Here is a 26,456-nt window from a genome sequence, read left to right as displayed (position 1 = left end):
CCACTCCTCGTCGGTTCTTTCAGACTGCCTCACCACAAACGGGTGGGATCGAGCTCGACACGCACCGGCTCCTCACGGTGGGCTGATCGGTCGCGCAGTCGTAGCCCGAGCATGGTGGCAAGCGCCTTGCCACGTGACAGCGGAGCGCGTACCAGGGCCCTGACTGCACCGGAGGTCGCCTGACCGCGAACAGGTGGTGGGGTCACCGGGCCCAGTACCTCAAACCCATCGGCGTCGGCCTGAGCCAGGAGGGACTCCACGCCACGTGCTGGCCCGTCCAGGCGGGCCACTCGCCAAGCGGGTGGTAGGTGCAGCTCGGCTCGCTCCAGAAGGTCTCTGCGGGCGAAGCCAGCCTGGTCCCATCTCAGGAGGGCCTGCGCCGCGACCGGATCCGGTCCGCCCAGGAGAACGACACGGGCTGACGGTGCCGCCAACACCACGGCATTGGACCACTGGCGCAACGCTTCGCTGGCAGCACCAAGATCGGGACGGGAGGACAGCGCGCCGCCGTCGAGCAGCAGAATGGCCCGGTATCCGCCCTCGGCCACCGGCTCCGCCCCGGGCGTCGCCACCACAAGACGTGGCGTGCCGTCTACCTCGTCGATGACGCCGTGGGCCTCCCTCGCTCCCGAGACCACCACGGGGACGCCGGGAAAGGCCCGCCCCAGCTCCTCACCCGTGCGCGTCGATCCAACCGTCGCCATCCTCAGTCCATGGCCGCCGCACTCGGGGCAGTCCCACTGCCCCACCGTGCGAGCGCACCAACGGCAGGAGGTACGCCCCCGTTGGTCCATCGCCAGCGGACCGCCACAGACAGTGCAGTGTGCGGCTGTACGGCATCGGGCACAGGCCACCAACGGCGCGTAGCCGGCACGTGGCACCTGAACGAGCACTGGTCCGTCCTGCAAAGCGCTCCGCAGCGCTCGATGGGCGAGGGAAGGGATGCGGGCTGCTCCGGACGCGCCCTCCCGGTCCAGCTCAGCTGGGCCAGGGACCTCCACCCGAGGCACCGCAGCGCGCACAACGTGGCGGGGTGCCGCCAGGTTCTGGCACCATCCTTGCTCCACGAGCGAGTGCGCCTCCACGGAGCGGGTGAATCCGCCGATGAGCAGTCCGGCACTCTCCAACGTTGAGCGCAGGGCGAGTACTGTGCGGGCGTGACAGTAGGGGGCGTGGGGCTCCTCCAACCGGTTGTCCCCGTCGTCCCAGACGACCGCCAGCCCAAGCCGGTGCACCGGGGCGAAGGCCGCCGCCCTGGTGCCGACGACCACCCGGGCTCGCCCCAGCAGCAGAGCCAGAAACGCCCGGTAACGGCGTGCCGGCCCATGCTCAGCAGAGAGCACCACCACCGGTTCCCCCTCCAGGTTATGCCTGAGCCGGGCAGCGAGGGTCTCAGCCTGATGAGTCGTGGCGACGACGATGACCGCGCTGCGGGAGCTCGCCAAAGTGGCCTGGACGGCTTGAGCCAGGCACAGCTGCCACGGAGAAACCGCTGGGACGGAGCTGCCATCGTCCCCCGCCGAACATGTCGCGGGCGGCCGCTGCTGCGGCGCGGGCAGGGCGGACCAGACCGCGCGTGGTGCCTCACCGTGGGCCAACCGTTTCAGGAACTCCTCGCCGCCGTCGTAAGGTTGCCAGCCATGGTCGCTCGAGGACAGCGGTTCCCAGGTTGCAAGGTCGAGGGGACCCTTGTTCCTCTCAGCCTTCTCAGTGGTGGCGTGCCTGGCGGGAACCGCAAGCCGGACGACGTCGGAACGTGTCCCACAGCTACGGGAGGCGACGGCCTCAATGAGGCGGCGTGAGCCTTCCGGCAGGACCGGGAGGTCGGAGACCACTCGGCGCAGAGCAGACAGCCGGCCGATATGGGTCGTCGTGGACCCCCGTTCCCAGATCCATCCGCGCATCTCCTGCTCGCCGAAGCGAACCATGACCCGGGTACCGGGCAGGGCCTGCTGCGCCATCGCCGCAGGCACTAGGTAGTCGAAGGTGCGGTCGAGATGAGGCACCGGGGAGTCCAGGAGAACCCTCGCCACGGGGTTGTGGACTCCGGCCACCGTCACCGTGCGCTGACCGGGCTCCGGCAGTTCCAGCAGCTCGCCCTGCCTGCTTACCCCGTGACCACGTGCGGTCTCCTCCCACTCACCGGAGGCGGAAACGGCGTCATCGTAGCCGGTTGCCATACAAGCCTTCGGAAGTCTCCCGCCCCGAGCACGCCGGACTCAGACGGCCTGGCGCAGGGCCTCGACGCGGTCGGTGGCCTCCCAGCTGAAGCCGGGGCGCCCGAAGTGGCCGTAGGAGCTGGTGGCGCGGTAGATGGGACGCAGCAGGTCGAGGTCGCGCACAATGGCGGCCGGACGAAGGTCGAAGACCTCGTTGACGGCCTTCATGATGCGCTCCTCAGGAACAGTCGCCGTCCCGAATGTCTCCACGTAGACGCCCACGGGGTGAGCAGAGCCGATGGCGTAGGCCACCTGAATCTCGCACCTTCTGGCCAGCCCCGCTGCGACGACGTTCTTGGCGACCCAACGCATGGCGTAACTGGCGGAGCGGTCCACCTTCGAGGGATCCTTGCCGGAGAAGGCGCCCCCGCCGTGACGGGCCATCCCGCCGTAGGTGTCCACGATGATCTTGCGTCCCGTCAGCCCGGCGTCACCCGCCGGACCACCGATGACGAACTGCCCCGAGGGATTGATGAGGACCTCGGTGTGGGCGGTGCCGAGATCGGTACCGGCCTCGGCCTCAGCGGCCAGCACCGGATCGATGACCTCCGTGCGCAGAGCGTCAGTGAGCCAGGCACGCGTGCGGTCCGCGTCGTGCTGGGTGGAGATGACCAGGTTGTGCAGGCTCACCGGACGCTGGCCGTCATAGCCAATCGTCACCTGGGTCTTACCGTCGGGGCGCAGTCCCGGGACAATACCCTGCTTGCGCACTGCGGCCAGACGCTCCGCAAGACGATGCGCCAGGTGGATGGGCAGAGGCATGAGGGCCGCGGTGTCGTCGCAGGCGTAGCCGAACATGAGCCCCTGGTCTCCGGCACCCTGCAGGTCGAGGGGGTCGATGTCCGTGTCATCCCGGCGGGCCTGAAGGGACTTGTCCACTCCGGCTGCGATGTCCGCGGACTGCTGCCCGATCGATACCGACACACCACAGGAACGGGCGTCGAAGCAGACATCTGAGGAGGTGTAGCCGATGGCGGAGATCTCCTGGCGAACGATTTCGGGGATCTCGACGTAGGCCCTCTCAGTGGTAACTTCTCCGGCCACGTGCACCAGGCCTGTCGTCACCATCGTCTCGACCGCGACGCGTGCGGTGGGGTCCTGCTCGAGGATGGCGTCGAGGATCGCGTCAGAGACACGGTCGCAGATCTTGTCCGGGTGTCCTTCAGTGACCGACTCGGACGTGAACAGACGTAAGGAGGAACTCACCCGCCCATCGTAGTCACCGCCGGAACTGATCCGTCGTGGCGTTACCCACGAAAATGCGGAATCTGGGCCTCAGGTCGCATCCACGAGGTCGGCAGTCAGGGAGATGAGAAGGCGCGCGACCTCCATCTTGCTGCCCTGTCCCCGCGCCACCTCCGTGCCGTCGGCATCCAGGACGACGACGGCATTGGGGACGTCTCCGAAGCCGAGCTCCTCCCCCACCGCGTTGACTGCCAGAAGATGAGCCCCTTTGCGGCGAGCCTTGGCTCTGCCGTGGAAGAGTACGTCACCGTTCTCGTCCCCGGTCTCGGCGGCGAATCCGACGATGATCTGGCCGGGCCGAGGTGGGTCGCTCACCAGCCCGACCAGGATGTCCGGGTTGGTGGTGAGCTCAATGGACATGACCGGTTCGCTGAGGTGATTCGCTCCGGCGGGTGCCTGCTTCTTGAGCTTGGTGGCGGCCACGGTGACGGGCCGGTAGTCGGCGACAGCTGCTGCCATGATGACGGCGTCGGCGTCTCGCGCACTCTCGCGCACGGCGCGGAGCATGTCAGAGGCGGTACCGGCGGCAACGACGCTCACCTCCGCCGGCAGGGCGTTGAGCAGGTCGGAGGCCACGTGCGCCTGCACCAAGGTGACGCGGGCTCCCCGCTCGACGGCGGCCACCGCCAGTGCGCAGCCCTGGTGCCCTGAGGAGCGGTTACCGAGGTACCTCACCGGATCGATGGGCTCGCGTGTGCCGCCCGCGGAGATGACGAGGTGCCGGCCCTCCAAACGCCTATTCTTCTCCCCCAGGGCGTCCTGCGCTGCCGCGCCCTCGGCGACTGGCTGCGTCAGGGTAGCCAGGGCCTGCGACACGATCTGCTCGGGTTCGGGCATCCGGCCCACTCCGGAGTCCTTGCCGGTCAGGCGCCCGCTGTCCGGCTCGATGACCGTCAGACCGCGCTCACGCAGCACTGCCACGTTCTCCCGGGTGGCGGGGTTGACCCACATCTGGGTGTGCATGGCCGGAGCCAGGACGACGGGGGCCTGGCAGGTCAGTATCGTCGCGGTGAGCATGTCGTCGGCCCGCCCTGCCCGCACCCGTGCAAGCAGATCTGCCGAGGCCGGAGCGACCACGACGAGCTCGGCCCATTCAGCCACGGACACGTGCTCAACCGCAGCGGGGTCGTCGAAGACCCCGGTGGATACGGCCCGGCCGCTGACCGCCGCCAGTGCCGGAGCACCAATGAACCGCAGCGCCGACTCGGTGGCCACGACCTTGACCTCGTGCCCGGCCTGACGCAGCAGTCGAATGACGAAGGGGGCCTTGTAGGCGGCGATCGACCCGGCCACGCCGACGACGACGCGCCGTGGCCGCTCAAAAGCGGTCACGGCGCGTTGACTCGCAGCAGTGTGCGGCTCGTCCATGGCGAGCCCGGCTCAGAACTGGATGTCGTCGAGGCTGGTGGGAGTCTCGCCGCCCTCGAGGGAGACCGGAGAATCCAGCGAGATGTCGCTGAACATGTCGGCCTCCGCGGCTCGACGGGCCTCCTCGGCCTCGGCGCGGCGGGCGCGAGCCACGTCCCCGGGAATGACCTCAAGCTTGTCCTCGGCGATCTCACGCAGCGCGATGCCCAGAGACTTCTCGCCGACCTCGGAGTCGACCAGCGGACCGAAGAACTCGAACTGGTTGTCCTCGAGCTGCTGAGTGTAGGTGTTGATCTGGCGGGCGCGCTTGGCGGCCTCCACCACGAGCCCGTACTTGGAGTCGACTTTCTCCAAAAGGTCGTCGATCGGCGGGTTGGTGATGCCCTCGGGCCGGGGAGAGGTTCCGAGCATGTGCATGCCTCCGGTTCAATCTCGATAGTTCAGAGCCACGTTATTCTAACTGCCCAATCCCATGAGTCTCTCCAGCTCTGCGGTGGCGCTCGCCACGGTATCGTTGATGACGACGTGGTCGAACTCGCCGGCCGCGTCCAGCTCTGTGCGCGCTGTGACCAGGCGCCGCTCCCGCTCCTGGGCGTCCTCGGTACCGCGTCCGACGAGCCTGCGAACGAGCTCGTCCCAGCTCGGCGGCGCGAGGAAGACGAGGCGGGCCTCGGGCATCGCTTGACGCACCTGCCGGGCACCGTCCAGGTCGATCTCCAGCAGTGCAGGGAATCCGGCATTGAGCCGATCCTGGACCGGGCCTCGGGGGGTGCCATAGCGATACGCGCCGTGAACCAGGGCCCACTCCAGCATCTGGCCACTGGCGACGAGCGAGTCGAAGTCTCCATCGCTGACGAAGTGGTAGTGCACGCCGTCGATCTCACCGGGACGAGGCTGACGGGTGGTGGCCGAGACCGAGACGAACAGGTCTGGATGGCGTCTGCGCAGCTCGGTGACGACAGTGCCCTTACCCACCGCAGTGGGGCCGGCCAGAACTGTGAGGCAGGCGAGCACAGGGGCGGACGGGTCTGTGGCAGCAATGTCGGTCATGGCCACATCATGGCCTATCAGGACCCGCCGGCACGACCCTGTGCCTGAACGGTGTTCCTAGCCGAAGCGCTCCACCAGCGCCGCCCTCTGGTTCGCCCCCAGTCCGCGCACCCGCCGGGACTCAGCGATATGCACGTCAGCAAGGATGGCGTCAGCAGTTGTGGTCCCCACACGTGGCAGTGAGACGAGCAGCGCCCTGACCTTCATCTTGCCCAGGACATCATCTGTCTCTGAGGCGGTGAAGAACTCGGAGAGCTTGAGCTCCCCGCTCTTGAGCTCGGACTTGATACGGGCGCGATGCGATCGCGCCGCAGCCGCCTTCTCCAGTGCCTGAGCCCGTTGCTCGGGTGTCAGCGTTGGAAGCGTCATGGTGTGTCTCCTCCCGGTCGAATACCAGTGACCCGCACCACGAGCATAAGTCGGGTTAGGTGCACTCGCATTCGCAGGGGCCCATATTCCACAACAGACTTCGTGTTTCCCCACACACCCTTAATCCGAGGCGGGCTGCAGCACCTGAAGACTCAACGCAGGGCTGTTGCCGCCTCGTAGGAAGAAGCCGACGCGGCTTTTCGCAGTGCCTCGATGGAGGGCCCGTTCTTGAGAACCCCGCGTGAGGTGGAGGCCAGGACCTGACGGCGAGCCGCCCCGAAAACGGCCTCCAGCTCAGCCGGCCTTGCTCCCTGGGCGCCGACCCCTGGCGCCAGCAACGGGCCATTGGCGCGCTGCAGGTCGATTCCCAGGTCGGAGACGGCCCCGCCGACGGTGGCCCCGATGACCAGCCCGATGCAACCGAGCCTGTCTTCGCCACGGGCTTGGGCGTTGGACGCGGTCACACCCTCCACGATGCCGGCAGCCACCGCCTGATCCCCGTTGACGGCGTGCTGGACGCCGGCTCCTTCCGGATTGGAGGTCAGGGCCAGGACGAAGACGCCCCGACCGCTGGCCTCAGCGAGGTTGAGCGCAGGAGTCAGGGACCCGTAGCCCAGGTAGGGCGAGACAGTGATGGAGTCGGCGGCCAGAGGAGCGTCGTCGGACAGGTAGGCCTGGGCGTATCCAGCCATGGTGGAACCGATATCCCCGCGCTTGACGTCGAGAATGGACAAGGTGCCCAGGTCGCGCAGGGCCGCCAGGGTCTCCTCGAGGACCGCGATCCCGGCGCTGCCGTGTCGCTCGAAGAATGCGGACTGCGGCTTGACGGCAGCCACGTGTCCTCCGACCGCGTCAACGGTCCGCAGTGAGAAGTCCCGCAGGCCTGCGGCCGAGTCCGCCAGGCCCCAGGCCTCGAGCAGACTCGGGTGGGGGTCGATGCCGACGCACAGGGGCCCGTGGTCGTCCATGGCGTCCGCCAGGCGGGCTCCGAAGGGGCGTCGACTGGTCTGGTGAGTGGCCGTGGAACTCATCTGGTCTCCTTGTCGTCAACGGGGGCCACGGGGTGGGGCTCGGACACCGGGTCTCGCCGGGATCGGCGGTCGGCGATGTGCTCCTGGAGGCTGCGAACCTGGAAGGGACCGCGCAGCTGGGCCTCGAGGGCCTGGACCGCTGCCTGAAGCTGTTGGACGGTGGTGATGATGGGACGGTCGGCACCGGTGGTGGCCGCGCGGATGGAGTACCCGTCGGCACGGGCACCCTGGCCCTTGGGGGTGTTGACCACCATGTCGATGGCCCCGCACTCGATGAGCTCGGCGATCGTCTGCTCGCCGTGGTCGCCAACGCCCTGGCTGATCTTGCGCACCGCAATGGCGTCGATCCCGTTGCGGCGCAGCACCTGTGCGGTCCCAGTCGTGGCCAGGACCGTGAAGCCGAGCTCCGCGAGCCGAGCCACCGGCAGGATGATGGCCCGCTTGTCCCGGTCGGCCACCGACACGAACAGCGTGCCCTCGCATGGTAAGCCACCGTAGGCACCGGCCTGGGACTTGGCGAAGGCCCGCGGGAAGTCCACGTCGTAGCCCATGACCTCACCGGTGGAACGCATCTCCGGCCCCAGGATCGTGTCGACCACGCGGCCCTCGGTGGTACGGAACCGTTTGAAGGGCAGGACCGCCTCCTTGACGGCGATCGGGTCATCGGGATCGGTGACGGCGGCATCGACCTCGGGCAGGTGACCGGAGCGCCTGAGCGAGGCGATCGTCTCCCCCGTCATGATGAGGGCCGCCGCCTTGGCGAGCTGCACACCGGATGCCTTCGAGACGAAGGGGACTGTGCGCGAGGCCCGGGGGTTGGCCTCGATGACGTAGAGAACGTCGGAGACCAGGGCGAACTGGATGTTGAGCAGCCCCTGCACGCCCACGCCTTTGGCGATCGCCTCGGTGGAGCGTCGGATGCGAGCGATCTCCGTGTCGGACAGGGTCATGGGTGGCATGACGCAGGCGGAGTCACCGGAGTGGATACCGGCCTCCTCGATGTGCTCCATGACGCCGCCGAGGAACAGCTCGCTGCCGTCATAAAGGGCGTCGACATCGATCTCGATGGCGTCGTCGAGGAAACGGTCGATGAGTAGTGGCCCGGTCCCGTAGACGCCTCCGGGCTCAAGACCTGCGCGTTGGAGATAGTCGTCGAGTCCCTGAGCGTCGTAGACGATCTCCATACCGCGGCCGCCGAGCACGTAGCTGGGGCGCACCAGGACCGGATAGCCAATATTCTGGGCGACCGAGCGCGCCTGCTCGTCGCTCAGAGCGGTGCCGTGCGCTGGTGCGGGAAGGCCTGCGCGCTGAAGAACGGTGCCGAAGGCCTCGCGGTCCTCGGCGGCGTCGATCGCCTCGGGACTCGTTCCCAGGATCGGCACCCCGGCCTTGGCCAGTCTGGCCGCCAAGGACAGCGGTGTCTGACCACCGAGCTGGACGATGACACCGGTCACGGGTCCGGCTGCCAGCTCGGCCTCGTAAATCTCGATGACGTCCTCGAAGGTCAGAGGCTCGAAGTAGAGCCGGTCGGAGATGTCGTAGTCGGTGGAGACGGTCTCAGGGTTGCAGTTGACCATGACGGTCTCGTAGCGATCGGACAGGGCCATCGCGGCGTGAACACAGGAGTAGTCGAACTCAATGCCCTGGCCGATCCGGTTGGGTCCCGAGCCCAGGATGATGACGGCCTCACGCTCGCGGGATGCCACCTCGGTCTCCAGGTCGTAGCTGGAGTAGAGGTAGGGGGTGCGTGAGGCGAACTCGGCGGCGCAGGTGTCAACGGTCTTGTAGACGGGCCGCAGGCCGAAGGCATGGCGGACCTCTCGCACCGTGTCCTCGCTGATGCCGCGCAGGGAGGCGACCTGGACGTCAGAGAAGCCGTGGCGCTTGGCCAGGGTCAGGACGTCCGCAGTGAGCGCGGATGCGCCCTTGACCTCTTGGGCCACCTCCTCAAGAAGCAGCATCTGGTCCAGGAACCAGGGGTCGATGCGGGTGGCCTCGTGGAGCTGGGCAATCGTGGCTCCGCCGCGCACGGCCTGCTGGAGGTCGACCAGCCGGTGCTCGGTGGGCACGGCGATGGACTTCAGCAGCTCAGCGGTCTGCTGCTGGCTGGGCGCCGGTCCGTCCCAGTGGAAGGCGGTTCCCTTCTTGTCCAGAGAGCGTAAGGCCTTCTGGAGGGCTTCTGTATAGGACCGACCGATCGCCATGGCCTCGCCAACCGATTTCATGGTGGTGGTGAGCCGGGGGTCAGCGCCCCGGAACTTCTCGAAGGCGAAGCGCGGCACCTTGACGACCACGTAGTCCAGGGTCGGTTCGAAGGAGGCCGGGGTGGAGCCGGTGATGTCGTTGGGGATCTCGTCGAGCGTGTACCCCACGGCCAGGCGTGCGGCGATCTTGGCGATCGGGAAGCCGGTGGCCTTCGAGGCCAGGGCTGAGGACCTCGAGACGCGGGGGTTCATCTCGATGACGATGATCCTGCCGGTGGCCGGGTCGACGGCGAACTGGATGTTGCAGCCACCGGTATCGACCCCGACCTCCCGGATGACGGCGATGCCGATGTCCCGCAGCCTCTGGAGCTCGCGGTCGGTGAGGGTCAGGGCCGGGGCGACCGTGATGGAGTCGCCGGTGTGCACTCCCACAGGGTCGACGTTCTCGATGGAGCACACGACCACCACGTTGTCGGCGGTGTCGCGCATGAGCTCGAGCTCGTACTCCTTCCAGCCCAGGATCGACTCCTCCAGGAGGACCTCGGTGGTGCGGGAGGCCGCCAGACCCGCCCCGGCGATGCGATGCAGGTCCGAGTCATTGAAGGCGACACCGCTGCCCAGGCCGCCCATCGTGAAGGAGGGGCGCACGACGACCGGGTATCCACCCAGGGCATCGACCCCGGCGCGGCACTCATCCATGGTGTGGGCGATGACGCTGCGGGCGACCTCGGCGCCACAACGCTCGACGACGTCCTTGAACTCGTCACGGTCCTCCCCGGCGTTGATGGCCGCGGCGGAGGCGCCGATGAGCTCGACGTCGTACTCATCGAGCACGCCCCGCTCGACCAGGCTCATGGCGGCGTTGAGGGCGGTCTGCCCGCCCAGGGTGGGCAGGAGGGCGTCGGGCCGTTCCTTGGCGATGATGGTAGTCAGCACCTCGGGGGTGATCGGCTCGATATAGGTGGCGTCGGCGACGTCGGGGTCGGTCATGATCGTGGCCGGGTTGGAGTTGACCAGAATGACGCGGATTCCCTCAGCGCGCAGGACGCGGCAGGCCTGGGTGCCGGAGTAGTCGAACTCGCAGGCCTGTCCGATGACGATGGGGCCCGATCCGATGACCAGGACGGAGCCGATATCAGGGCGAGCAGGCATGTCAGTTCGTGTCCTCGCGGTCCTGGCCCCGGCGGTGCTCCCGCATGAGGCGGATGAATCGGTCGAAGAGGTGCTCGGCGTCATGGGGTCCAGCAGCGGCCTCGGGGTGGTACTGGACGGAGAAGGCCGGCAGATCCAGCGCCCGTAGCCCTTCAACCACACCGTCATTGAGTCCCAGGTGGGAGACCTCCACCCGGCCGTAGCGACCGTTGTCGAAGGGGGCGACGGAGGGCTCATCGATGGGGGCGTCGACGGCGAAGCCGTGGTTGTGGGCCGTGATCTCCACCTTTCCGGTGGCGCGGTCCACAACGGGCTGGTTGACACCGCGGTGCCCGTAAGCGAGCTTGTAGGTGCCGTAGCCCAGGGCACGTCCCAGGAGCTGATTGCCCAAGCAAATGCCGAAGAAGGGAATGCGTGCGTCGAGGACGCCTCGCAGGAGCTCGATCTCGGCGTCGGCTGTCCCCGGGTCTCCGGGGCCGTTGGAGAACAGGACGCCATCGGGTCTGAGGGCAAGAATCTCGGACAGAGTCGTGGACTGGGGCAGGACGTGGACGCGTACGCCGCGCTCGGCGAACTGCCACGGGGTGCGGGACTTGATGCCCAGGTCGATGGCGACCAGCACCGCGACCGGCTCCTGTCCCTCGGCCGGTCCGGTGGGCTCGACGACGTAGCCGGAGGGAGTGGTCACCTCGGCGGCCAGGGCGCGGCCGCTCATGGGCGGTTCGCTGCGCACGGCCTCCAGGCAGATGTCGATGCAGGCCTGGCTGGGACCACCGGGGTCAGTGCCTCCGGCAGGCAGGGCGTCCCCGGAGAAGATGCCGCCACGCATCGCACCCGCCTCGCGCAGATGCCGGGTCAGGGCCCGGGTGTCGACCTCGCAGAGGCCAACGATGCCGGCGTCACGCAGATCGTCCTCCAGCTCCCGACGGGAGCGCCAGCTGGAGGCCCGCCGAGCAGGCTCGCGTACGACGTAGCCGGCCACCCAGATACGGTCCGACTCGGCGTCCTCGTCGTTGACCCCGGTGTTACCGATGTGTGGCGCGGTCTGCACGACGATCTGGCGGTGGTAGGAGGGATCGGTCAGTGTTTCCTGGTACCCGGTCATCCCGGTGGAGAAGACGATCTCTCCAATGGTGCGCCCTTGGGCCCCGTAGCTGCGGCCCCGCAGGGCCCAGCCGTCCTCCAGCACGAGGAGGGCGGCTGGGCGGTGGCTCAGCTCAGGCATGAGCTGAGCCGGCGGGAGCCTCAACGGGAGCGCCGTCGAGCACGGTGGGGCAGCCGTGGAGGAAGGTGGCCATGACCTGTCCCGGCAGCTCCATCCCGGCGTAGGGGGTGTTGGTGGAGCTGGTCCACTGGGCGGAGGCGTCGACGGTGCGGCGCACCTCGGGGTCGACCACAGTGATGTTGGCCGGGGCACCGACCTCGAGCTCGCAGCCCTGGTCGCTCAGGCGGCCGATGCGGGCGGGGGTCGAGGACATGGCCCGGGCGATGTCGCGCCAGGTCATGCGGCCGGGGGCGACCATCGTCTCGATCAGGACGCTCAGTGCGGTCTCCAGGCCGGTCATGCCGAAGGCTCCGGCCTGCCACTCGCAGTCCTTGTCCTCCACCGGGTGCGGGGCGTGGTCGGTGCCGACGACGTCGATGGTGCCATCGGCCAGGGCCTCGCGAACCGCCTCGACGTCCTCGGCCGTGCGCAGCGGGGGGTTGACCTTGTACAGCGGGGAGTAGGTGCGGGCCATCTCGTCAGTCAGCAGGAGGTGGTGCGGCGTGACCTCAGCGGTGACATTGATGCCGCGGGACTTGGCCCAGCGGATGATGCCGACGCTGCCCGCAGTGGACAGGTGGCACACGTGCAGACGCGAGCCGACGTGCTCTGCCAGCAGGACGTCGCGGGCGATGATCGACTCCTCCGCCACTGCCGGCCAGCCGCGCAGTCCCAGCTCGGCGGAGACGACGCCCTCGTGCATCTGGGATCCCTCGGTGAGGCGGGGATCCTGTGCGTGCTGGGCGATGACGCCGTCGAAGGACTTGACGTACTCCAGGGCCCTGCGCATGAGGACGGGGTCGGAGACGCACTTGCCGTCATCGGAGAAGACCCGCACTCGGGCGGCGGAGGTGGCCATGGCACCCATGTCGGACAGGTGCTCGCCAGCCAGTCCCGCTGAGACTGCGCCCACCGGATGGACGTCCACCCAGCCGGCTTCACGGCCCAGCCGCAGCACCTGCTCCACGACACCGGCATTGTCCTGGACGGGCGTGGTGTTGGCCATCGCGAAGACGGCGGTGTAGCCGCCGACGGCTGCGGCGCGGGTACCGGAGTAGATGGTCTCGGCGGACTCCCCTCCGGGCTCGCGCAGGTGAGTGTGGATATCGACGAGCCCGGGCAATGCGATGAGCCCGTCCAGGTCATGGCGCTGGACATCGGCCGGGGCCTTCGCCGCTGCGTCAGGGCCGATGGCGGTGATGGTGCCGTCGGTAATGAGAATGTCAGTGGGGTCCTCGCCGTAGGGGCGGACACCGGTCAGGAGGTGGGAGGTCACAGCTGGTTCCCTTCGTCAGCGAGGAGGAGGTAGAGGGCGGCCATACGGACGGAGACTCCGTTGCCGACCTGCTCGATAATGCGCGAGCGGGGGTCGTCGGCGGCCTCGGCGGTGATCTCGAGGCCGCGGTTCATGGGGCCGGGGTGCATGACGATCGCGTGCTCCGGCATGGCCCGGCGACGGGCGGAAGTGAGGCCGTAGACGCTGGAGTACTCGCCAGGGCTCGGGAAGAAGCCCCCTCCTGCGGCACTCATGCGCTCACGCTGGACGCGCAGCATCATGACGGCGTCGGGCTGGATCTCCTCGATCGCCTCATCGAGGTTGTAGGAGACCTCGCAGGGCCAGTCGTCCATACCGACGGGCAGCAGTGTGGGAGGCGCCACGAGCGTGACCTTGGCGCCGAGCGCCGTCATGAGGTCCACGTTGGAACGGGCCACCCGGGAGTGCAGGACGTCTCCCACGATGATGAGGCGGGCGCCCTCCAGGTCGCGCCCCTGCGGGGCGGGGCTGCCGTCCGCTGTGGCTGGCGCTCCGGGCACGTACCAGCGTCGCAGCGTCATGGCGTCCAGAAGGGCCTGAGTGGGGTGCTGGTGGGTGCCGTCACCGGCGTTGAGGACCGGCACGTTGATCCAGCCGGCGTGGGCCAGCAGGTGTGCGGCGCCGCAGGCGGAGTGGCGCACGACGACGGCGTCCGCCCCCATGGCCATGATCGTCTGGGCGGTGTCCTTGAGGGACTCACCCTTGGACAGTGAGGAGCCCTTGGCCGAGAAGTTGATGACGTCGGCGCTCAGGCGCTTGGCGGCGGCCTCGAAGGAGAGCCTGGTGCGGGTGGAGTCCTCGAAGAAGAGGTTCACCACGGTCTTGCCGCGCAGCGTCGGAAGCTTCTTGACCGCATGACGCTGGGTGGCGGCCATCGCCTCGGCGGTGTCCAGGACCATGACCGCCTCGTCGTGGGTCAGGTCCTTGGCGGAGAGCAGGTGCTTCATCGGGTGGCCTCCTGGTTGCTGCGCTCACTCGAACGCTCAGTGGGGACGTCTGCGGGGACGATGGTGACGGCGTCGGTGGAGGCGCCGAGCTCGGTCAGGGACACCACGACTTTCTCAGAGCGGGAGGTCGGCAGGTTCTTACCCACGTAGTCGGCTCGGATGGGCAGCTCGCGGTGTCCGCGGTCCACGAGTGTGGCTAGTTGCACGGCCCGGGGGCGGCCGATGGCGCCCAGGGCGTCGAGGGCGGCCCGGATGGTGCGCCCGGAGTAGAGGACGTCGTCAACGAGGATGACGACTTTGCCGTCGATGCCGCCCTGGGGGATCTCCGTGGGACGGGGAACTCGGATCGGGTGACGTCCCAGGTCATCGCGGTACATGGTGATGTCCAGGGTGCCGACCGGGACCTTGGCATTGGCGGCATCGGCCCGCGCCTGTCCCGCCTGCTCGGACCACTGCGTCCCTTCTCCCGCGGCGACAGCAAGCGCCTCCACGAGTCTGTGCGCGAGTGGTGCTCCCCCACTGGGGATCCCGAGGACGACGATGTCCTGCGTCCCGTGGTTGCGTTCCAGAATCTCGTGCGCGATACGGAACAGGGAACGGGCTATATCGGGAGGTCCGAGGATCTCCTTGCCCTGGGTTGGTGCGCTCAAGGCGCCTGACAAACTTTCGGCCATTTCAGGCCTCCTTCCCCGCCTCTCTGGACGGACTTAAAGGATGTTGGTCGCCATCGAGTCTACGTCACCTCCGGCGGGATGTGCTTGCCCACACAGCACGACCTTCAGAGACGAAGGTCACGCCAACGACTGTGGATCGGCTCAGAATCTGACTCACGTCGCAGCCGGACGTGTTTCGCACCTACAAACCTTCCGTAACAATGTCTAGTCTTAGCCCAATGCTCAGGCGTCGTCAGACGCTGACTGCGAGATCGTCACAACATGTCGAGAGCTTGAGAAGTGAGTGCCGGATCCATCTGAGCCCGATTGAGAGCTGAACGATGTCGTGGAGCAGGCACGGTCCGGTGTTGCTGCTGCGCCAGCGACTTCTTCTCAAGCAAGGAATGCCCTCATGGAACTCCCTACTCGACGTTCGATCATCACCGGCCTCGGCGCCGGAGCAGGACTGGCCGCCGCCGGTCTCACCTCCCCCTTGCCGGCAGCGGCGGCGGAGTCGTCCTACGATTTCAGCAGCGTCATCTTCAATGAGCAGTTCTCTGACGGATCGGACTTCTCCCCGTCACGATGGCGGGACAACCGCTCTGAGCCCGAGTCCTGTGCCAGCTACGACTGGGGGGTGTTCACCCATGACACCCACAGCGTCAGCAACGGCGTCGGGCACGTCCTGTGGCGCAAGCGGGCCACCCCCCTCAAGGGCTTCCAGAACCGCTTCGACAAGGAGCCGACCCTGCGCTACGTCGACCAGGCATTTGTCACCACACAAGGGCTGTTCTCCTTCGTCTACGGCTCCTTGGAGACCCGGGCACGCTTCCCTCAGTCGGCCGAGGGACTCTTCGCCGGCATCTGGTTGCGGGCGGACGACGGCGGTAACGGCGGCGAGATCGATGTTGTGGAGACCTACGGCGGCGGCAGTGCCACCGGTATCGCCGAGTCGACTGTGCACTACGGCCAGGCGGGGGGCAAAGGCAGCAACCTGGGGGTCTCACCGCGGCCCGATCTCACCCAGTGGCACACCTACGGGATGGAGAAGACCCCCGAGAGCATTCTCTTCCTCTTTGACGGTCAGCCCTACCATGAGGTCTTGCGTTCAGCATCGCAGCAGGAGTTCGATGCCTGCTTCGGTGACGACGCTGCGTACCACATCTGCCTGACCACGCACAGCGGAAGCATCCACCGGGGACGACTCAAGCACGAGGGCTTCACGCAGGCCCAGGTGGATATTGACTACATCGTCGTGCGGGCCATGGATGAGTAGTTGATGCAGCGCCCGTTGTTCTCATCGGGCCCGGGAACAAATCATGCTGGCTGCGTTCCCGGGGCCTGAGACGCTCTGACCGCCGGGTCCAGCGCCTTATTCATACGGAGAAAAAACACGAGCCCCACTGCGATCAGAACCTCCACCAGGTCGCAGACGACAAGCAGTGGTTCAAGCAGTGGTTCAAGAGTGGAGCCAGACAAGGCCGTCAAAGGCCAAACGACACAAATGATGAATATGGGAAGTCCCGCCACGACACTCGCGGCCAGCAGAGCCGACGTTGGCATCTTGGCCTCGACCCATCCATCAGGCTGAACCTGAGGCGTCCGGGAATGTGCCCGAATACAAGCGATGAGAGCAAGGATGAACGTAGCAACCCAAGCAATACCAACGATATACGGGGTGACGAGCACAACGAAAAGGGCAAAGAATCCGAACGGCAGGTCGTACTCCCCGTGGGTGATGAGCAAGGCGAGAAAGGTGGTGGTAAAGATCATCTGGATGATCATGGTGATGAGCCCGATGATGCCGCCGGCGACCGAGACCTTGCGGGTCGCGGAGCGCTTGCGCTGAACCATCGTCAGGACCGGGTCGTTCCAGCCGAAGGCAGGAGCAGGCGTCTGCCCCATCGGAGGGATGTAGCGACCGTCAGGAATAGGCATGGGTTACTCCAGCATCGGTAGAGGGGATGGCCTCAGCCTAGGTCATCCGCGTCGGATGGGCACAGCTCACGACATAGGGAGCCCGCCCCATGCCACGAGCCCCTCAATCCGTGCCTCAGCCGCTCAGCATTCGAGCTCCTGGCGACTAAGACACTCTCACCAATGGGTCCAATGCCATGCTCCTACGGAGAAGATAGAAGATGCCCACCGCGATGAGAGCCTCCACCAGGTCGCAGGCAAGAAGCATTGAATTGAAGACGGTGGTGTGGGAGTACCCATCATCGATGCCCTGGCGGATCAGCAAGTACAAAGTGGCATAAAAGACGAGGGTGGGAAGTCCCGCCACGATACTCGCGGCCAGCATTGCCGACGTTGGCATCTTGGCCTCGACCCATCCATCAGGCTGAACCCGAGGCGTGCGGGAATGAGCCCGAATACAAGCGATGAGAGCGACGATGAACGTAGCGACCCACACGAGGCCAACGACGAATGGGCCGGCGATCATCATAAGAACGGCAAGGAGTGCGAAACCCAGGAACGGCAAAATATTAGCGGCGAATAAGAAAGTCGTGATGAACACCTGAATGAGCATGGTGATGAGCCCGATGGTGCAGCTTGAGACCGAGACCTTGCGGGTCGTGGAGCGCTTGCGCTGAACCTCCATCAGCACAGGGTCGTTCGAGCCGAAGCCAGCAACAGGAGGATTCTGCCCCATTGGAGGGTTCCCCATTGAGGAGGCGTAGCGGCCGTAAGGAACCGGCATGGGGGTGTTCCGCAGGTAGTCGGCGCCCTCGATCCGGGGGTAGTCATGGGGATTCTGGGGAGGTAGGTGGCTCATGGGGTACTCCGGCATCGGCAGAGAGGGGTGGGTGGCCCTCAGCCTAGGCGACCGGCGTCGGATGGGCACAGCTCAGGGCATAGGGAGTCCACCCCATGCCGCAAGCCCCTCGCTCCATGGCTCGGCGCTCAGCACCCCGCACGGATCAACCTCAAAGCGCATCGCAGTAACTCGCCGGCCACCAAGTTCTCATCGCCCGGAAGTCATGCGGACTGCGCTCTCGGGGCCTGAGACACTCTGACCGCCGGGTCCAGCGCCTTGCTCATACGGAGAAGAAAGACGAAACCCACCGCGATCAGGAGCTGGGTCAGTCCGAAGACCATGAGCAGTGGCTCTAGGAAGCCATCAATGAACTCAGCAGTGCCGCCGCCCGAGAGCCCCTCACTCAATACCACGTACATGATGAGGGTGGGCAGTCCTGCCACGATGCTCGTGACCAGCAGGGCCAGCGTCGGCTTCTTGGCCTGAACCCATCCATCAGGCTGGACCTGAGGCATGCGGGAACGGGCCTGAACGCAGGCGACGAGAGCCAGGATGAAGGTGAGGATCCAACCGAGGCCGACGACCATCGGGACGAAGACGACGATGAGAAGCGATACGAACAGCACGAACGGGCTCTGGTGCCCCACGTACCCGATGGCGAGGAACATGGTGACGACGATGATCATCTGGATCGTCATGGTAATGACCCCGATGATGCCGCTGGCGAGCGAGACCTTGCGGGTCGCGGAACGCTTGCGCTCGCATGTGCCGACCGGGTCGTTCCAGGCGAATACAGGTACCGGGGCCAGTCCCATCGGGGGGTAGGGGCCGTAAGGAACAGGCATGGGTCCGTTCCACGGATGACCTCCGGGCGCTGCTGATGACGGCGGGAGGCCTCCGAAGGGATAGGGCCCGGCGGGGTAGGCCATTCCCGATGCCGCCCAGGGGTAGCCGGCCCCGTGGGGGCCGGCCAGCACTGCTGCAGGCTTCTCGACGCCACTTGCCCCGTCCTGCGAGGCGCCGATGCCCGTGATGTAGGGGTAGTCGTTGGGATCCTGGGGAGGTAGCTGACTCACGGGGTACTCCAGCATTGGCAGAGGGGACGGCCTCAGCCTAGGCCACCGGTGCCAGACGGGCGCGGCTCACGGCATAGGGAATCCTCCCCATGCCGTGAGCCCGTCGCTAGACGTCTCATCGCAAGGTATCGGCGAGGTCCCCGATACGCCCCAGAAGTCCTCCGAGGTACCTGGGTGACTCGTCAGTGGAGAGCATCCGGCTCAGCGTCATGGCCTCATCCACGGCGACCGGTGCATCCACCTCGTCGTTGTAAACGATCTCCCAGGTGGCGACTCGCGCAATGGCGCGGTCGACAGCCGGCATTCGCCCCAGGGTCCATCCCTGGGCGTATGTCTGGATCGTCTCATCGACGTCGTCCATGTGGTCACACACACCGTTGAGGATCTCTCGGGTGTAGGCAGGGGCCTCGGTGTGGTTAGCCGAGCTGACGGCGCGCAGCTGGGCGAAGGAGCGCAGCTCCTCACCGCCCTCAGCGCTCAGCATCCCGCGCTGATCGGCCTCGAAGAGGATCTCGATGGCACGCCGGCGCGCCTTGGTGCGAGCGGTCACCGGGTGGCGCGATGCGGGGCTCGAGTGGGGCGAGCCCTCCTCGGGATGCTCGGTCATCAGTCGTTGACGCGGGAGATGTAGGAGCCGGAGCGGGTGTCGACCTTGACCTTGTCACCGGTGTTGAGGAACAGCGGGACCTGGATCTCAGCACCGGTTTCGACCGTGGCGGGCTTGGTACCGGCACTGGAGCGGTCGCCCTGCAGGCCCGGCTCGGTGTGGGAGATCGTCAGGACCACGGAGGCCGGCAGCTCGACGAACAGCACCGAGTCCTCGTGGAAGGCAACGATGACCTCCTGGTTCTCCAGCATGAAGGTGGCGGCGTCGCCGACGGTGGCTGAGGGGACGTAGGTCTGCTCGTAGGACTTGACATCCATGAAGACGTAGTCGTCGCCGTCCTTGTAGAGGTACTGCATGTCACGCCGGTCAACGGTGGCGGTCTCAACCTTGAGGCCGGCGTTGAAGGTCTTGTCAACGGTCTTGCCGGACAGGACGTTCTTGATCTTGGTGCGCACGAAGGCTGGGCCCTTGCCGGGCTTGACGTGCTGGAACTCCACTACCTGCCACAGCTGGCCCTCGAGGTTGAGCACCATGCCGTTCTTCAGGTCGTTCGTCGTGGCCACGAGGGTTTCCTCACTGTTGCATTGCGTCTGGGACGCGCTGATCCTACCGCGAGGCGCCACACTCACCCCGTGACGGGCGTGTCGCACCGATCACGAGTGGCGGGACAAATCGGTGCCGATGTCGTTCATCACCTTCTGAGCGGCCTCGTCGGGGGTCGTCGCGGTGGTGTCGATGACGACGTCGGCCATGTCCCGGCACAGGGTCTGGCGCTCGTGGAGCATCTGGACGAACTGGTGATGGACGGTTCCCAGGGCCACGGACCGCGGCGCGTCAAGACCGTTACGAGTGGCCAGGACCCGGGTAGCACAGGTCAGGGCCACGACGTGGTGAGTACTGCGGCCGGCGAGCCTGAGACGCTCGAGGCCCTGACGCACTCCCCTGGCCTCCAGGCAGCCCGATCCCAGGGCGACGACGAGGCCCCCGGTCTCGGCCCGCTCCAGGAGCCGTTCAGCGGTGCCGGCCTCGATGCGGCGGTACTCGGTCTCCGCCACCGCGACGAGCGCCAGCTCGGGGCGAGTTCCCAGCTCATCGGCGACGAGCTGGCCCAGATCGAGCACGGGAAGGCCCCGGGCACTCCCGATGGCACGGGCCACGCTGGAGCAGCCGGCGCCGGGCGGGCCGATGAGGATGAGGGAACCCGGTGCCGTGGCGCTCAACCGCGGTTCCCTTCTGCCGGGCTGGGCCCACCGGTGACTGCCTCGTGAGCCGATAGGAGAACGCTGTCCGCCGGTGCCTGAACCCGCACGGGCCTGGCGATGTCATCGAGCAGGACGAGGCGCAGTCGCCCACTGCGTACCTTCTTGTCGCTCATCATGGCCTCCTTGAGCTCTTCCCAGCGCCCCTCCCCTTCGGGGAAGCGGGTTGGCAGACCGACCGCATCGAAGCTCTGACGGTGCAGGGCGAGCGCGTCTCTGCTCAGATTGCCGTTGCGGTGGGCGATCTCGGCGGCGAAGACGCAGCCGACGGCGACCGCCTCTCCGTGACGCCAGGAGTACCCGGTGACCTTCTCGATCGCGTGGGCGTAGGTGTGTCCGTAGTTGAGGACCTCCCGCAGGCCGGACTCGGTGAGATCCTCCCCCACCACGGCGGCCTTGACCGCGACGGATCGGGCAACCAGGTCGGCCAGCACTGGCGAGTCCCAGGTCAGGCAGTCGGCAGGATCGGCCAGGACCCGGTCGAGAATGGCTGAATCGGCGATCAGGCCGCACTTGATGACCTCGCCAAGTCCTGCCCGCAGCTCAGCGGCGGGGAGGGTGGAGAGCGTCTCCAGGTCGGCGATGACGGCGGCCGGCGGGTGGAAGGCACCCACCAGGTTCTTGCCAGCGGGCGTGTCGATTCCGGTCTTGCCACCGACGGCGGCGTCCACCATGGCCAGCAGCGTGGTGGGCACCTGTACCACTGGAACACCTCGCAGCCAGGTCGCAGCCGCGAGACCTGCCAGGTCCGTCGTCGCCCCGCCACCGAGACCGACGACGAGTCCGTCACGACCCAGGCGGAAGGAGCCAAGCCGGTCCCACAGATACTCCAGGACGCGCGCCTTCTTGGCAGCCTCTCCGTTGGGGACCTCGATGCTCAGGACTCGCAGGCCTTCGTTGGTGAGCGCCGCCTCGGCAGCACGGGCACGGTCGGCCAGTGCCTTGGCGTGGATGATCGTCACGCCTCCCGCACCCGCTCCGGGGGCGTCCTGCACGATGCGGGGCAGCTCGGCCAGGATCCCGTGGCCGATGAGGACGTCGTAGGGGCGCTCGCCGGCGACGCTGACTCGCCGTGCACCGCTGCCAACCTCCGTGGTTGCCGCGGGCCGGACGCGCCGAGGCGAGGCGTCGCCCCCGTCCGGGACAGTGGCGGAGTCCGACTGCCCCTCGGCCATGGGTGCTAGGACACTGACCGCCTGAGCGGTCTGGACCCCCAGGGCCACCAGGATGAGAGCAGCGACCTGCTGGGGACTGAGCCCATCGGTGGGCACAGTGAGAGTAGCGACCTCGGAGTACAGCGGCGAGCGCTGAGCATAAAGGGCCTCCATGCGCGCCAGGACGCCCGCGTGCTCCCCCGGCTCCTCACTGCGCTGCTGAGCCGCGCGGGTCTGGTCGGAGTCCGCGTCCGGGGCCATGACCGGCCGCCCGGTCCCGTCGCCCACGTGCTTGGCCGCGGTGCTCGGGGAGGCGGACAGGTAGATGACCGTGTGGCCGCGCAGCAGGTCTCGGTTCTCGGGACGCAGTACCGCTCCCCCGCCCAGGGCAATGACGCCCTGAGCCGCAGCCGGGGAGTCCAAGACGGCCCGCATGGCCCGGTGCTCACGGTCACGGAAGCACTCCTCGCCTTCGGCGGCGAAGATCTCGGGGATCGTCATGCGGGCTCGCCGGCGGATCTCGGCGTCGGTGTCGGTGACCTGGACGCCCAGAGCCTGAGCCAGAAGCCTGGCCTGAGTGGTCTTGCCCGCACCGGGCAATCCCACCAGTACCAGGGGCAGCTGGTCATCACGCAGAGTGATGGTCGGAACACGCTTCCAGGTCATGATCGTGACTCCCTCTCCGTTGAGATCGCTGTGGGTGCTACCAGTATCGCCCCAGCAAAGCGACTTGCTGCGAGATTCACCGCTCGGTTCGCCACTGCGTCCGTTCAGCAATGCGGGTCAGGTAGGAGCGCAGGTTGCGTCGAGCCTCATCGGCCGAGTCGCCTCCGGTCTTGTCCAGTAACAGGTCGGCCAGGACCAGAGCGGTCATGGCCTGTGCAATGACCGCTCCGGGAACGACGGCGCACACGTCAGAGCGCTGGTGGAGCCCGGTGGCGGGCTCGCCCGTGGTCAGGTCGACGGTGCGCAGGGCCTTGGGCACCGTGGAGATCGGCTTGAAGCCGGCCCGTACCCGCACAGCGGAGCCGTTGGAGATTCCGCCCTCGATGCCACCGGCGCGGTTGGTGGTCCGGGTGAGCGTTCCGCAGTTCACTGAGATGATCTCGTCGTGGGCGGCCGAGCCCCGCCGGGCCGCCTCGGCGAAGCCGTCACCGATCTCCACGCCCTTGACGGCCTGGATCCCCATGAGCGCGGCCGCCAGGCGCGCGTCCAAGCGGCGGTCGGCGCTGACATGGGTGCCCAGTCCCACCGGGACACCGGTGGCGATGACCTCAACAACGCCCCCGAGCGTGTCACCGTCCTTCCTGGTGGCATCGATCTGGGCAACCATGGCGGCACTGGTGGCAGGATCCGTGCAGCGCACGGGGTCGGCGTCCAGGCGCGAGGTGTCCTCAGCGCTGGGCGGGGGTACGTCATCGGGCAGGGCGACTGATCCGATCCGCACGACGTGGCTCACCAGCCGGATACCAGCGATCTGCTCCAGAATGGCCTCGGCCACGGCCCCAAGCGCCACCCGGGCGGCGGTCTCGCGGGCTGAGGCCCGTTCCAGGACCGGGCGGGCCTCGGGCAGGTCGTACTTGAGCATCCCCGGCAGGTCCGCGTGCCCGGGCCTGGGGCGGGTCAGCGGGCGGTTACGGGCAATCTCGCGCTCGTCACCGGTGCCGGCGTCGATGAGCAGGTCGTTGGGGTCCACGGGGTCGGCGCTCATCACCGTGGACCACTTGGGCCACTCGGAGTTGCCGATCTGCAGGGCGATGGGGCTGCCGATGGTGCTTCCGTGGCGGATGCCCCCCAATACCCGCAGCTCGTCGCGCTCGAAGGCCTGGCGGGCACCACGCCCGTGCCCCAGTCGCCGCCGGGCCAGTGCCGCCCGGATGTCCTCACTGGTGATCCGAACGCCCGCGGGCACGCCTTCCAGCACCGCGGTCAGAGCCTCGCCGTGGGATTCCCCGGCCGTCATCCATCGAAGCATGGGGTAGATACTCTCACACGCCGATACCGCCGCTGGTATCCCCCGTCGGAGTTCCCAGTAGTTCTCCGCGCAGGCATCAGTCGTTGGTGCGAACCGGAGTTGTTGAGGGCGGGGCCAGCGCCGAGCGCAGCGCTGTACGCATGCACTCGATGTCTGGCTGCCGCCCGGTCATGAGCTGCACCTGGGGCACTGCCTGGTGCAGGAGCATCAGCCAGCCCGGGGCGAGGGCTCCCCCGGCGTCCGCCCAAGCACCGGCGACGGCAGTGGGCCAAGGGGCGTAGACGACGTCGAGCATCACGGCTCCTGCTCGGGTGCCCTCGGCCCGGGCCAGGGCCTGCCTGAGCGGGCCCTCCAACGGATCGGCCGCATGCGCGGGCAGAGTCGAGATGACGACATCGGCTGCGGCCAGGCGCTGGGCCGCCTCGGTGTTGGAGGTCGAGTCAGCCGGCTTCCAGGTGAAGGGCTCGATATCCAGCCCCATACGGTGGGCGGCGCTGAGTGCGCGGCCGGGGCCGGCGTGACGCCGAGCCACGACGGTGATCCGGCCGGCCCGGAGCTCTCCGAGCGCCGCGAGGGCGGAGCAGGCGGTGGCGCCCGAACCGAGCACCACGGCCTGCTCGATCCGGAGTTGAGCATCCGAGGAGCCCGGTGTCTGGGTGCGGGCGGCCTCCCTTAGTGCACCGACAATGCCTGCGACGTCGGTGTTGAAGCCGGTCAGGAGCGCATCTCCTGCTCCGCTGCGCTGTGCCACCACGGTGTTGACGGCACCGACAGCCTCAGCGAGAGGATCGATGACGTCCAGGTGCGCCAGGAGAACCTGCTTGAGAGGCATGGTGACGCTCAGACCCGCCCAGGCGGGTCCGGCCTGAACCGGAGCGGCCAGCTCGGCGAGCAGGCCCGGCAGGGATTCGGAGTCCGTCTCACGCCGCTCATAGGACCAGTCCTCCAGCCCCAGCCCGGCGTAGGCGGCCCGGTGCAGCACGGGAGACAGTGAGTGGCTCACCGGCCGACCGATGACGGCAGCGCGGTGGCGTATCACAGGCCGGCCTCCTCAGCCATTCTTCTTGCTCTCGTTGCCCTCGCAGACGTCCTTGTTCTTGTTGCAGTAGTCGGAGAGCTTCTTGGTGTTGGCCTTCTGCTCCTCATTGGTGGAGGCGAACAGAGTCTCGCCGGTCTTGAGGTTGACCGTGACGAAGTAGAGCCAGCTCCCCGCCGGCGGGTTGAGCACCGCCTTGATGGCCGCTTCATCGGGATTGCCGATCGGACCTGGCGGGAGCCCCTGGTGAACGTAGGTGTTGTACGGGTTGCTGGCGTCCTGATTCTCCGCCTCGGAGGGGATGCCACCGTCACGGCCCAGGCCGTACTGCACTGTCGAGTCCATCTGGAGCAGACCGTGGGTCTCCCCGTCAGTCTGCGTCAGGCGGTTCTCGATGACCCGGGCGACCTGCCCGTAGTACTGCTCCTTGTTCACCTCTCGTTCGACGATGGAGGCCTTGATCAGAACCTTCTGGTAGTCCTCCTTGGGTACCTTGAGCTCTTTGAGCCGGGTGACGGTCTGGGAGACCATCTTCTTGACCAGGTCCTTCGGCGTGGCGTTCTCGGCGACGTCGTAGGTGCCCGGAGCGAGCCATCCCTCGACGTTGCCGCCGGCCTCGGCGGGCAGGCCGATGGCCGCAGAGTCGGCGTACGCCGCCTCGACCTGCTCATCGGTGAAGTTTCCGACCTTCTTGAGCCGCTCCTTGACGCTCTGCTTGGTGGAGCCGGCAATGACGGTCAGCGTGTGATCGCCCTTGCTCTCAGGATCAAGCAGTGCCTGGAGCGCAGAGCTGGCCGACATCTTCTTCTTGAGCTTATAGGTTCCCGGCTGGATCGTCGTTCCCTTGGGGTTGTTCTTCGCCGCATTGGTGAAGGCCTTGCCGGAGGCGACGACGCCTTTGCTCTGCAGGATGTCGCCGATGTCCGCCCCAGAGGCCCCCTCCGGGATCGTCACGGTGACCTCGCCCTCACCCTCGCCCTTGTAGTCCTCGGCGTGAGTCGCCTGTGCGGAGGCGTCGCGCATGATCCCGATGGCCTTGTAGCCCAGGACGCCGACAGCCACGAGGGTGATGACGATGACAAGGCTCGTCAGCCAGTGCCGGCGCCGCTTGCGCTGACGGCGCTCAACCTTCTCCATGCGCCGCTGCCTGCGGCTCTTGGGCTTGTCCTTGGCGTCACCAGCGCCCTCATCGCGCTGGATGCCGAGCTCGGCGAAGAAATCGTCGTGGCTCACGCTCTGCCTCTCTTGATCGGGTGGACTCGCTCACCGGCCGGAACCCCGGACATCCGCTCAGTTGTGATGGCCTGTTCGAGGATGACGACCGCCGCCGCTTGGTCGACGATACCGCGGAAGCTCCTCTCCTTCAGGCCAGCCGCATGCAGATCCCGGTGAGCGGAGACGGTGGTGAGCCGCTCGTCTACCAGCCGGACGCACACCCGCCGTGGCAGGCGGCTCGCCAGATCTCGCGCCCACGCTCGGGCGTCCTTGGTCGAGCTCGAGCTGCCGCCACCCATGTGCTTGGGCAGGCCGACGATCACCTCGAAGGCACCGTACTCCTCGACAAGGTCAACGGCCTCATCGAGGTCTGCACCATAGCGGTCCCGCCTGAGAGTTACCACAGGAAACGACAGGATCGCGTCCTGATCGCAACGAGCGACACCAATACGTGCCTTTCCGACATCGAAGGCGATGCGCACACCAGGGCGGACATCCATCGAGTCCGGTTGAGTCGATGAGTCTGTCACGGGATCTGCAAGACGATAGGGGACGATCC

Annotated in this window: 24 protein-coding genes; 1 reads left to right on the top strand and 23 read right to left on the bottom strand. The window is 67.2% G+C overall.

Translation table 11 applies throughout. The annotated features are described in order from the left end of the window. Positions 1–29: 29 nt before the first annotated feature. The 12 genes from AXE84_RS10895 to pyrR form a co-directional block, all read right to left on the bottom strand. The gene (locus tag AXE84_RS10895; protein ID WP_081093161.1) at positions 30–2,180 is read right to left on the bottom strand and encodes a primosomal protein N'; all 2,151 of its coding nucleotides are present in this window, start codon (positions 2,178–2,180) and stop codon (positions 30–32) included. Between the two features lie 39 nt (positions 2,181–2,219). Beyond that, positions 2,220–3,425 (bottom strand): methionine adenosyltransferase, encoded by a 1,206-nt coding sequence (gene metK, locus AXE84_RS10890; RefSeq protein WP_010615255.1) that lies wholly within the window; start codon positions 3,423–3,425, stop codon positions 2,220–2,222. 69 nt (positions 3,426–3,494) lie between these two features. Continuing rightward, on the bottom strand, positions 3,495–4,832 hold the full coding sequence (gene coaBC, locus AXE84_RS10885; protein ID WP_060957887.1) for a bifunctional phosphopantothenoylcysteine decarboxylase/phosphopantothenate--cysteine ligase CoaBC: 1,338 nt from the start codon (positions 4,830–4,832) through the stop codon (positions 3,495–3,497). A 12-nt stretch (positions 4,833–4,844) separates the two neighbouring features. Continuing rightward, positions 4,845–5,243: a DNA-directed RNA polymerase subunit omega gene (rpoZ, locus tag AXE84_RS10880; protein ID WP_029316710.1), complete on the bottom strand. Its 399-nt coding sequence runs from the start codon at positions 5,241–5,243 to the stop codon at positions 4,845–4,847. Between the two features lie 45 nt (positions 5,244–5,288). Continuing rightward, complete coding sequence (gene gmk, locus AXE84_RS10875; protein ID WP_060957886.1) at positions 5,289–5,882, bottom strand: guanylate kinase; 594 nt, start codon at positions 5,880–5,882, stop codon at positions 5,289–5,291. Between the two features lie 57 nt (positions 5,883–5,939). Beyond that, entirely contained in the window at positions 5,940–6,251 is a 312-nt protein-coding gene (gene mihF, locus AXE84_RS10870; protein WP_010615259.1) for an integration host factor, actinobacterial type, read from the bottom strand. A 152-nt stretch (positions 6,252–6,403) separates the two neighbouring features. Beyond that, positions 6,404–7,282, bottom strand: coding sequence for an orotidine-5'-phosphate decarboxylase (gene pyrF / locus AXE84_RS10865; RefSeq protein ID WP_060957885.1), 879 nt, complete (start codon positions 7,280–7,282; stop codon positions 6,404–6,406). Further along, positions 7,279–10,638, bottom strand: coding sequence for a carbamoyl-phosphate synthase large subunit (gene carB, locus AXE84_RS10860; protein ID WP_060957884.1), 3,360 nt, complete (start codon positions 10,636–10,638; stop codon positions 7,279–7,281). The genes pyrF and carB overlap by 4 nt, the downstream gene beginning before the upstream one ends. 1 nt (position 10,639) lies before the next feature. Continuing rightward, a complete protein-coding gene (gene carA / locus AXE84_RS10855) occupies positions 10,640–11,863 on the bottom strand; it encodes a glutamine-hydrolyzing carbamoyl-phosphate synthase small subunit (RefSeq protein ID WP_060957883.1) in 1,224 nt (407 codons plus the stop codon). Further along, positions 11,856–13,178, bottom strand: a complete 1,323-nt coding sequence (locus tag AXE84_RS10850; RefSeq protein WP_060957882.1) for a dihydroorotase — start codon at positions 13,176–13,178, stop codon at positions 11,856–11,858. Before AXE84_RS10850 ends, carA begins: the two co-directional genes overlap by 8 nt. Next, complete coding sequence (locus AXE84_RS10845; protein ID WP_060957881.1) at positions 13,175–14,164, bottom strand: aspartate carbamoyltransferase catalytic subunit; 990 nt, start codon at positions 14,162–14,164, stop codon at positions 13,175–13,177. Before AXE84_RS10845 ends, AXE84_RS10850 begins: the two co-directional genes overlap by 4 nt. Then, entirely contained in the window at positions 14,161–14,838 is a 678-nt protein-coding gene (gene pyrR, locus AXE84_RS10840) for a bifunctional pyr operon transcriptional regulator/uracil phosphoribosyltransferase PyrR (RefSeq protein WP_060957880.1), read from the bottom strand. The genes AXE84_RS10845 and pyrR overlap by 4 nt, the downstream gene beginning before the upstream one ends. 391 nt (positions 14,839–15,229) lie before the next feature. Here pyrR and AXE84_RS10835 point away from each other — a divergent pair, with 391 nt between their 5' ends. Further along, positions 15,230–16,093 carry a glycoside hydrolase family 16 protein gene (locus tag AXE84_RS10835; RefSeq protein ID WP_060957879.1) on the top strand — a complete coding sequence of 288 codons (864 nt, stop codon included), beginning with the start codon at positions 15,230–15,232 and terminating at the stop codon, positions 16,091–16,093. A 41-nt stretch (positions 16,094–16,134) separates the two neighbouring features. Here AXE84_RS10835 and AXE84_RS10830 read toward each other — a convergent pair whose 3' ends face one another. From AXE84_RS10830 to ruvX, 11 genes are all read right to left on the bottom strand, one after another. After that, positions 16,135–16,755: a hypothetical protein gene (locus AXE84_RS10830; RefSeq protein WP_060957878.1), complete on the bottom strand. Its 621-nt coding sequence runs from the start codon at positions 16,753–16,755 to the stop codon at positions 16,135–16,137. Between the two features lie 145 nt (positions 16,756–16,900). After that, positions 16,901–17,470: a hypothetical protein gene (locus AXE84_RS10825; RefSeq protein WP_060958255.1), complete on the bottom strand. Its 570-nt coding sequence runs from the start codon at positions 17,468–17,470 to the stop codon at positions 16,901–16,903. 326 nt (positions 17,471–17,796) lie between these two features. After that, the gene (locus AXE84_RS10820; protein ID WP_236750055.1) at positions 17,797–18,651 is read right to left on the bottom strand and encodes a hypothetical protein; all 855 of its coding nucleotides are present in this window, start codon (positions 18,649–18,651) and stop codon (positions 17,797–17,799) included. Positions 18,652–18,766: 115 nt separating this feature from the next. Further along, a complete protein-coding gene (nusB, locus tag AXE84_RS10815; RefSeq protein WP_060957876.1) occupies positions 18,767–19,258 on the bottom strand; it encodes a transcription antitermination factor NusB in 492 nt (163 codons plus the stop codon). Next, positions 19,258–19,821, bottom strand: a complete 564-nt coding sequence (efp, locus tag AXE84_RS10810; protein ID WP_010615272.1) for an elongation factor P — start codon at positions 19,819–19,821, stop codon at positions 19,258–19,260. Before efp ends, nusB begins: the two co-directional genes overlap by 1 nt. Before the next feature lie 90 nt (positions 19,822–19,911). Then, entirely contained in the window at positions 19,912–20,478 is a 567-nt protein-coding gene (locus AXE84_RS10805) for a shikimate kinase (protein ID WP_060957875.1), read from the bottom strand. Then, positions 20,475–22,337 (bottom strand): 3-dehydroquinate synthase, encoded by a 1,863-nt coding sequence (gene aroB / locus AXE84_RS10800; protein ID WP_060957874.1) that lies wholly within the window; start codon positions 22,335–22,337, stop codon positions 20,475–20,477. The genes AXE84_RS10805 and aroB overlap by 4 nt, the downstream gene beginning before the upstream one ends. 76 nt (positions 22,338–22,413) lie before the next feature. Beyond that, positions 22,414–23,646, bottom strand: coding sequence for a chorismate synthase (aroC, locus tag AXE84_RS10795; RefSeq protein ID WP_060957873.1), 1,233 nt, complete (start codon positions 23,644–23,646; stop codon positions 22,414–22,416). A 76-nt stretch (positions 23,647–23,722) separates the two neighbouring features. After that, the gene (locus AXE84_RS10790; RefSeq protein ID WP_060957872.1) at positions 23,723–24,685 is read right to left on the bottom strand and encodes a shikimate dehydrogenase; all 963 of its coding nucleotides are present in this window, start codon (positions 24,683–24,685) and stop codon (positions 23,723–23,725) included. Between the two features lie 12 nt (positions 24,686–24,697). Beyond that, a complete protein-coding gene (gene mltG / locus AXE84_RS10785; protein ID WP_010615278.1) occupies positions 24,698–25,915 on the bottom strand; it encodes an endolytic transglycosylase MltG in 1,218 nt (405 codons plus the stop codon). After that, a complete protein-coding gene (gene ruvX / locus AXE84_RS10780; protein ID WP_081093160.1) occupies positions 25,912–26,427 on the bottom strand; it encodes a Holliday junction resolvase RuvX in 516 nt (171 codons plus the stop codon). Before ruvX ends, mltG begins: the two co-directional genes overlap by 4 nt. Positions 26,428–26,456 lie beyond the last annotated feature (29 nt).

The sequence above is a fragment of the Actinomyces oris genome, from assembly GCF_001553935.1.
Taxonomy (GTDB): Bacteria; Actinomycetota; Actinomycetes; order Actinomycetales; family Actinomycetaceae; genus Actinomyces; species Actinomyces oris_A.
Note: the sequence above shows the minus strand (reverse complement) of the source record. Positions and strands in the feature narration are given on the sequence as shown.